The organism is Streptomyces thioluteus (genome assembly GCF_039535865.1).
This window is the reverse complement of sequence record NZ_BAAAXZ010000094.1, coordinates 24,154-31,496: the sequence shown is the minus strand read 5'-3', so window position 1 is coordinate 31,496 and position 7,343 is coordinate 24,154. Positions and strand designations below refer to the sequence as shown.

Annotated in this window: 3 protein-coding genes and 4 pseudogenes; 1 reads left to right on the top strand and 6 read right to left on the bottom strand. The window is 72.4% G+C overall.

Going from position 1 to position 7,343, the window contains the following annotated elements; genetic code table 11:
• Nucleotides 1–773: 773 nt before the first annotated feature.
• Nucleotides 774–1,352: a hypothetical protein gene (locus ABD794_RS12280; RefSeq protein ID WP_344963070.1), complete on the top strand. Its 579-nt coding sequence runs from the start codon at nucleotides 774–776 to the stop codon at nucleotides 1,350–1,352.
• Between the two features lie 658 nt (nucleotides 1,353–2,010).
• Here ABD794_RS12280 and ABD794_RS12275 read toward each other — a convergent pair.
• The 6 genes and pseudogenes from ABD794_RS12275 to ABD794_RS12250 form a co-directional block, all read right to left on the bottom strand.
• A pseudogene (locus tag ABD794_RS12275) lies at nucleotides 2,011–2,504 on the bottom strand (DUF3180 domain-containing protein); the annotation flags it as partial.
• 79 nt (nucleotides 2,505–2,583) lie between these two features.
• Nucleotides 2,584–3,166, bottom strand: a pseudogene (gene folK, locus ABD794_RS12270) (2-amino-4-hydroxy-6-hydroxymethyldihydropteridine diphosphokinase).
• Nucleotides 3,167–3,185: 19 nt separating this feature from the next.
• A pseudogene (gene folB, locus ABD794_RS12265) lies at nucleotides 3,186–3,559 on the bottom strand (dihydroneopterin aldolase).
• A gap of 322 nt (nucleotides 3,560–3,881) precedes the next feature.
• A pseudogene (locus ABD794_RS12260) lies at nucleotides 3,882–4,299 on the bottom strand (nuclear transport factor 2 family protein); the annotation flags it as partial.
• Nucleotides 4,235–4,900 (bottom strand): dihydropteroate synthase, encoded by a 666-nt coding sequence (locus ABD794_RS12255; RefSeq protein WP_344963075.1) that lies wholly within the window; start codon nucleotides 4,898–4,900, stop codon nucleotides 4,235–4,237. The gene ABD794_RS12255 and the pseudogene ABD794_RS12260, both read right to left, overlap by 65 nt.
• Before the next feature lie 424 nt (nucleotides 4,901–5,324).
• Nucleotides 5,325–7,175, bottom strand: coding sequence for a phosphatidylglycerol lysyltransferase domain-containing protein (locus ABD794_RS12250; RefSeq protein WP_344963068.1), 1,851 nt, complete (start codon nucleotides 7,173–7,175; stop codon nucleotides 5,325–5,327).
• Nucleotides 7,176–7,343 lie beyond the last annotated feature (168 nt).

Here is a 7,343-nt window from a genome sequence, read left to right as displayed (position 1 = left end):
GCCGGCGTGCTTGGAGTCGTCGCGTCCGTCAGCTTCTGACCCCCGGGTGGCTTGCACGTACTCCGCGCAGATCCAGTCGTTGCGGATCAGGCAGTTGCCACAGGGGGGGGCTACCCGCCATCTGCGCTCACCTCCCCTGAGTCCTTCACCACCGACGGTTACCAGCGACCCTAACCCCTGGCCACTGACGATCGCCCGTGGGCGACACACACCTGTCACCCGGGGGGGGACCGCAGCAATGGACCGACGTGATCGTTCGAGCACGTGACCAAACGCTGGGCGCGACGGCACGACGCGGTGGACGATCTGTCCTTCGAGTGGCCGATAGGCAGATCGTCACCGGTACGTCGGGCCCTCGGGGCTTGGCGGCAGATACAACGCAACAGGAAGATGTCAATGACCGGCCGTCGAGGGTAGACCGACGAGCGGGGCCGGATCACTGCTGACGGCGAGGACCATCCGGGCGCTGACGACCTGTCGCCCCTTCGCCGCCGCATCGGCTATGTGATCCAGCAGGGTCGGGCTCGTTCCCGCACCGGACCTGGCGTGCTCGACAACACCGCGACCGGGACCCGCACCTGCTCGGCTGGCCGCGCAAGAAGGCCCGGGCCCGTGGGTCCGCGGGATTCTGCTGAGGCTGGTCGGGGCTCGAGCCGTCCGTCCCGACGGCGACCCGGTGCTACCCCAGACCAGCTCTCCGGCTGGCAGCAGCCAGCGCGTCGTGGTCCGGTCGCCGGGCCGCCGAGTCGCCCGCCGACCCGCCGGTGCTCCTGATGGACGAACCCGTTTTTCGCGCCGTGGGACCCGGTGGTTCCGCGCGCACCGTGCAGAAACGAGTTCCTGCGGCTCCGCCATTCCCCGAGGTGCGCAGGACGTGGTGCTCTTCGTCACGGCTCACGACCATCGAGGAGGCGGTCCGGCTCGGGAGACCGGTCGCGGCTAACGGGCACGGGCGCATCGAGCAGTTCGACGACGCGCCGGACGGCGGTGCTGGGCACGGGGAGGGGGAAGGGGCCGGCCGACAGGGCCGTACGTCCGCCGACTTCGTCGGCGCCGTCCGCGGTCTGAAGCGGCTGTCCGGTGGTCACCCCGATCGAGCGGAGCGAACCGAGGAGCTCGCCGGCCCGTCGTGGCCACCTGGACGACCCGCTCTGGGTCCCCGTCGTGCTTGGAGCGGCCTGGCCACACTGGACGGGGCGAAGTGTGCGGGCGGGGCGGTCGTCCTCGACGACGCGGACCGGCTGCACGGCTGGGTCGCGGCGGACGCGGTCGTCGCCCGCGCGGGCGCGTCGGGCACGGTCCGCGACCGGCCCGGCGCATGGACGCGTGGCTTCCGCTCGGGGCGCCGCTGAAGCAGGCGTTCAGGCACGATGCTGCAGCACGACGCGGGGTGGATCGCCGTGCTGGACGGGGAGCGGGCGGACCATTTCTCGGCGTCCTGACCCCGGCGAGCCTGCACGAGCGCTGCGCCGCTCGATCGGCGGCGGACGCGCAGGTTCGGACCGCGCGGACGTGGACGCTACGGGGACGGTGCCCGCCCACTGAGGCCCGCCCCGGCCCGCCCTTTCACCGTTTCCCGCAGGGGCTGGCGTCCCCTTCGCTCCACCGGGGGATGCGCCCCTGGCCCCCTGCCCGGTGCCCCGCCCGGACCCCACAACCGCGCTCCGCGCGTTGTCCTCAAACGCCGGACGGGCTGATTGAGCCCGTGCGTGGGGTGATGTTGCCGGTGATCCGAGGACAGCACCCGAGGGCACTTTCGGAGGCCCGGGCAGGCCCAGCGGCGAAACCCCGTTCGGCCACAGGAGCGACGCCGACGTGGGGAGGAGCGATACCGGCCGGGGGCCCCAGGGTGCGAAGGCCCCCGGTGGTGTGCAGGGGCGAAGCCCCGCCCACCGCGCGGAGCGCGTGTCCGGCGCGCACCGCGTCGCCAACGGGGTCGCGCAGGGGCGCAGCCCCTGCGCAAACGGGATTAGGGCGGGGCGGGGAGAAAACCCCTACGCCCGCCGACCCCGTGGGCGGCGTCGTCCCCTCGTCCTCGTCCTCCGGCAACTTGCACACCCGCTCCATGAAGAACGCCGCCGCGACCACACACACGCCCCCGCCCAGCACCCAGACGCCCGCCGCGTAGATCGCCTGCTCCCGCCGCGCGTCCGACTCCACGCCGTCGAGCAGCAGGAAGAACGCCCACGCCGCCGTACGCGCCGGAGACGAGGGCCGCCACCAGGGGCGCTCGCCTGGCCGAAGACCACCGCGCGGGCCGCGAGGCAGCGGGTCGACGCCCTTCGCGCCGGGGGCCGCGGTCGCGCTGGGCCCGCAGCCGGGCCGGACTCGAGATCGCGGTCGCGAAGAGCACGACGGCGATGACGGCGAGGACGATCGGCGCGGCCACGGGGACGCTCGGCAGCGTGCCGAAGGCGTTCCCAGTCGGGCACCGGCCCACGAGAGCACGCCGGCGCGGGCGGGCGACACAGCCCGAGCAGCACCCCGATCCGAAGTTGCTTCACCGAGCCGTCGCCCCTCATCGTCATCGCGTCGTCATCCCGTGATCCTGTCCGTCTTCCCGTCGTCCTGCCGTCCCAACGCCTATTCGGGCAGCCGGAGTTCCAGGTCCGTCCGGACCGCACGCCGGCCCGGTCGAGTCCGGCCAGCAGCTCGGCGACCGGACCACGTCCCGGAACAACTGCCTCCGGATCCACGTCGTACCACGGAACCAGCACGAAGGCACGCTCGTGCGCGCGCGGGTGCGGCAGGGTGAGCCGCGGGTCGTCGGAGACCACGTCCTGGTAGTGTGACGATGTCTACGACGTCGATCGTCCGCGGGCCCCAGCGCTCGTCGCGCACCCGCTCGAACGCCTCCTCGATCGCATGGCCGCGCTCCAGCAGCGAGGCCGGCGGCAGCGTGGTCTTCACCAGCACCACCGCGTTGAAGTACGCGGGGCTGGGAACCCGGCTCCACGCCCCAGGGGTCCGTCTCGTAGACCGGGGAGACCGCCTTGACCCCGCACGCCCGGGGTGTCCTCCAGGGCGTCGACGGCCACCCTGGAGCGTCTCCAGGCGGTTTGCCCAGGGTGCCTGCCGAGGGACAGCACGGCCCACTGCGGATTGCTCCAGCGTCACATCGGCGGCGTCCACCTGCTCCGTCACGGAGGAGGGGCACCGGCTGCACGGTCGGGTCGCTGTGCTGCTCATACTCGGCTCCGGGTGATGGTGACGGTCACGTCGTCGAAGGGGACGGTGATCGGGGCGTCCGGCTTGTGCACGACGACGACCTCGACCTCCCCGGACGGGCGTCCGTGCTTGAGGCACTGCTGGGCGATCCGCTCGGCAGGGTCTCGATGAGGTCGACCGGCTCGCCCTCCATCGACGGCCACGACCTCCTCGGCCCACCACGCCGTAGTGCACGGTCTTCGTGAGGTCGGTCGGAGGCCGCGGCGGGCCGGGTGTCCAGGCTCAGCACGAGGTCCACGATGAAGGTCTGGCCCTCCTCGCGTTCTCGGTGGAACACCCCGTGTGGTGCCCACGAGCCTTCAGGCCGGCGCAGCGCGACACGGTCCCACACGAATCACTCCTGCTGGTCGTCGATGGGGCACCGCCCACGCCGGGGCGGCGGCGGAGGAACGAACTCCGCCCCCGGCCTTCGACCGGGATGCCCAACGTCGAATCTACCTGCGGGCACCGACAGAGCCCGTCCGCGGGTGCCCGTGCCGGTGATCCGCCGGGCGACCGGCCACCGGTGCCGCCGGCCCCGCCCGGGGCCGTCCGACCGGTGTACGTGCACCCATACCCGCCCCCGCGAGCGGCTCGAACGAAGTGGCCACGAAACCGTCACGCCGTGGCGTCCCGGACCCCCGTCCAGGCCTCCGGGCCCTCTCGCGCTCGTACTCCTCGTCCTCCCGGCCGGCCAGCACGGGCGAGCCGTGGTGCGACCACACCTTCCACTCCGAGCCCACCCGGCGGAAGGTGTTGGTCGCCACGACGAGCTGGCCGACCAGCGGCCCCAGCTCGCCCTCGGCCTCCGCCGGGGCGCTGCTGAGGATGTTCTCGGTGCAGGTCACCAGGGCGGTGTCACCGGCCACGACACCTCGACGTCGGTCAGGAAGAACTGGATGTAGTCGGTGCTCGCCATGATCAGCGCATACGAACGGAGCACCTCGTTCCAGGCGCGCGGAGCACCGGCCAGCCCGGGTGTACGCACGAGACCTCGGTACCGGGGTCGTCCAGACCACAGCCGCGCTCATGGCCTCCGTGTCGCCGCCGCTCCACCGCCTCGTAGAGCGCCGTGTTGGCCCGCTCGACCAGCTCGGCCGTCCTGGGGGTCGTCCCTCGGGGGGAGGACCGCCCCGCTCACCACCGCCTCCTCACCGGCGGTGGCCGCTCGACGGCGCGCACCACGCGGACCGCGTCCGCGCGCTCGCGCGCCGCCACCTCGTGCACGCGCACCGCCCACGCGCCCTCGCGCGCGCCGCCGAGCGCCGTGACGGCGGCCGTGGCCGCGTCCCGCTCGCGGGCCGGCGGCGGGGCCCCCGTCCTCGTGGGCGAGCACCCGGCCCAGGAAGCGCTTGCGGGAGGCCGCCACCAGCAGCGGCAGCCCCAGTTCGGACCGGAGCCGACCGAGCCGCGCGACCAGCTCCAGGTCGTGCTGGGCGCGTTCTTCGCGAAGGCCCAGGCCGGGGTGCCACGACGAGCCGGTCGGGCTCGACACCGCCCGCGACCACCGCGTCCACCCGTCGCCTCGCCCAGCTCGTCGACGACCTCGCCGGTGACGTCCGAGTAGACCGCGCCGGCTGTTCATGTCCTCGCTGAAACCGCGCCAGTGCATCACCACGAACGGCACCCGGGCCTGGGCCACCACCGGGATCATGGCCGGGTCGGCGAGCCCGCCGCTGACGTCGTTGACCAGGCCCGCGCCGGCCTCGACGGCCCGCCTCCGCGACCGAGGCGCGCATGGTGTCCACCGACACCACCACGCCCTCCCCGGCCAGCTCGCGGACCACCGGTATCACCCGGCGTCGCTCCTCGGCCTCGTCGACCCGCTCAGCGCTCCCGGCCGGGTGGACTCGCCGCCCACGTCCACCAGGTCGGCACCCCCGGCGACGAGGTCGCAGACCACGCTTGACGGCCACGGCCGTGCCGAACCAGCGACCCCCCGTCCGAGAACGAATCCGGCGTGACGTTGACCACGCCCATCACCGCGCAGCGGTCCCACTCCGGCAGTCCGACGGGACCGATACGGCCGTGCAAGCTCCTCATGCCGACCAGCCTAGGCCGTGACACGCGACAGGCCCCCGCCGGACCGAGTCCGACGGGGGCCTGCGTACGGCAGATCATGCGGCGCGCGTGACCTCGGCCTGCTCGACCAGGTCGTTCTCCATGCCGCTGGGCTTCGGCGGAGCCGGGCGGCGGCGCAGCAGCCGCGGCAGCTCCAGGAAGCCCTCGGCCTGCATCATCGCGAAGCCGATGCGCGGCAGGTCCCGGCTGTTCGGGAAGACGATGAAGCGCGGCTCCCAGCGGGGGCGGAACTTCTCGTTGAACTTGTAGAGCGACTCGATCTGGAACCAGCGCGAGAGGAAGATCAGCACCGCGCGCTGGATGCGGACCACCGGGCCGGCGCCCAGCTTGCCGCCGCGCTCCAGGGCGGAGCGGAAGAAGGCGAAGTTCAGCGACATGCGCTTGACCTTCAGGTCGGGCGCGGCCTGGAGGAAGGCGACGATCAGCAGCTCGTTCATGCCCGGGTCGGCGCTGCGGTCGCGGCGCATCAGCTCCAGGGAGCTGCCGTCCTTGCCCCAGGGCACGTAGTGCTGCATGGCCTTGAGGTCGCCGAAGGGGGCGTCCTCGCCCTCCTCCGGGTCCTTGTGGGCGGTGGCGATGATCGCGTCCAGGTCCTTGGGGTCGCCGATCCGGCCCAGGGCCATGGAGAAGCCGCGCTCGTCCTCGGTGTCGCGCCAGGCGTTGGCCGCCTTCTGGACGACCGCCAGCTCCTCGGGGGAGAGGTCGCCGACGCGGCGCACCTTGGTGGTGTAGCCGTTGCGCTCGATGCGCTTGACCATCTGGCGGACGTTGCGCATGGAACGGCCGCTCAGGCTGAAGTCGGCGACCTCGACGATGGCCTCGTCGCCCATCTCCAGGGCGTCCAGCCCGGTCTCGCGGGTCCAGACCTCGCCGCCGGTCTCGCTGCAGCCGTTGACCGCGGGGGTCCAGGAGTGGCGCTTGGCCAGCTCCATGAACTTCTCGATGGCGCCCGGCCAGGCCTCGACGTCACCGATGGGGTCACCGCTGGCGAGCATGACGCCGGAGACGACGCGGTAGGAGACGGCGGCCTTGCCGGAGGGCGAGAAGACGACGCTCTTGTCGCGGCGCAGCGCGAAGTGGCCCAGCGAGTCGCGCTCGCCGTGCTTGGCGAGCAGCTCGCGCAGCCGGTCCTCGTCCTCCTCGGTGAGGACGGCGGCGGGGTACTCGGGCCGGAAGGCCAGGAACGCCGTGGTGGCCAGGGTCAGCAGGCCGAGGGCGCCCAGCGAGTAGCCGACGACGTAGTCGACGCCGCCGGTGTAGCGGATGGAGCCCTCGAAGCCGAAGAGGCCCCAGATCACGTGCTCGATCTGCTCCAGGACCGGCGGGTCGCCGATCATCTGGTCCGGGTGGGAGCCGACGATCACCCAGCCGAGGCCGAGGCTGGCGCAGCTCATCACGATGAAGTTGCCCAGCGCCTTCCAGCGGCTGCGCGGGTCCGGCAGCGCGGTGAAGGCGTTGCGGTGGCGCACCAGGTAGGCGAAGAGGAGCAGCGAGAACACCGCGCCGGCGATCGAGTGCCGGTAGATGAGGTGGGCGGCGGCACCGACGGGCAGCACGATCACCGCGGCCCACCAGGCGATCGACTTGGCGCGCTTGAGGCCGTGGGCCAGCATGAGAAGGAGGATGCCGACGACGATCGACGCCGCGGCGGCCAGCTGGGTCACGGCGCCGGGCAGCACCTCGGCGAGCGTGTGGATGCGGCTGAAGCGGAACCGGGGAAAGACCCCGGCCGCGATGTCCATCAGTCCGATGACCGCGGCCACCGTGCCGACTACGGCCGGAACACGCTCCGGCCGCGGGCCCTTGGCCATACGTGCAAACACCGACAGCCACTTCGAACCCGAAGGAACCCCATCGGACTTTTTGCCATCTTCCCTGACAGACATCTCTTCCCGTCGTCCATGTCGAGTGGGCATACGGCATCTGGCCGTACCGCTCCGGACAATGTGCGCCCTGTAGGACGACGGTTTCGGGGCTGAGGTTCCGCCGGGGCCGGGCCCGGAAAGAAGTAACCATTCCGCGATCCGGGCGCCGGGTCGCTCGGCAGAAAGCAC

Coding starts and splice junctions, on each gene's coding strand:
- ABD794_RS12250 (WP_344963068.1), bottom strand. CDS start 7,175: ATGTCTGTCAGGGAAGATGGCAAAAAGTCCGATGGGGTTCCTTCGGGT.
- ABD794_RS12280 (WP_344963070.1), top strand. CDS start 774: ATGGACGAACCCGTTTTTCGCGCCGTGGGACCCGGTGGTTCCGCGCGC.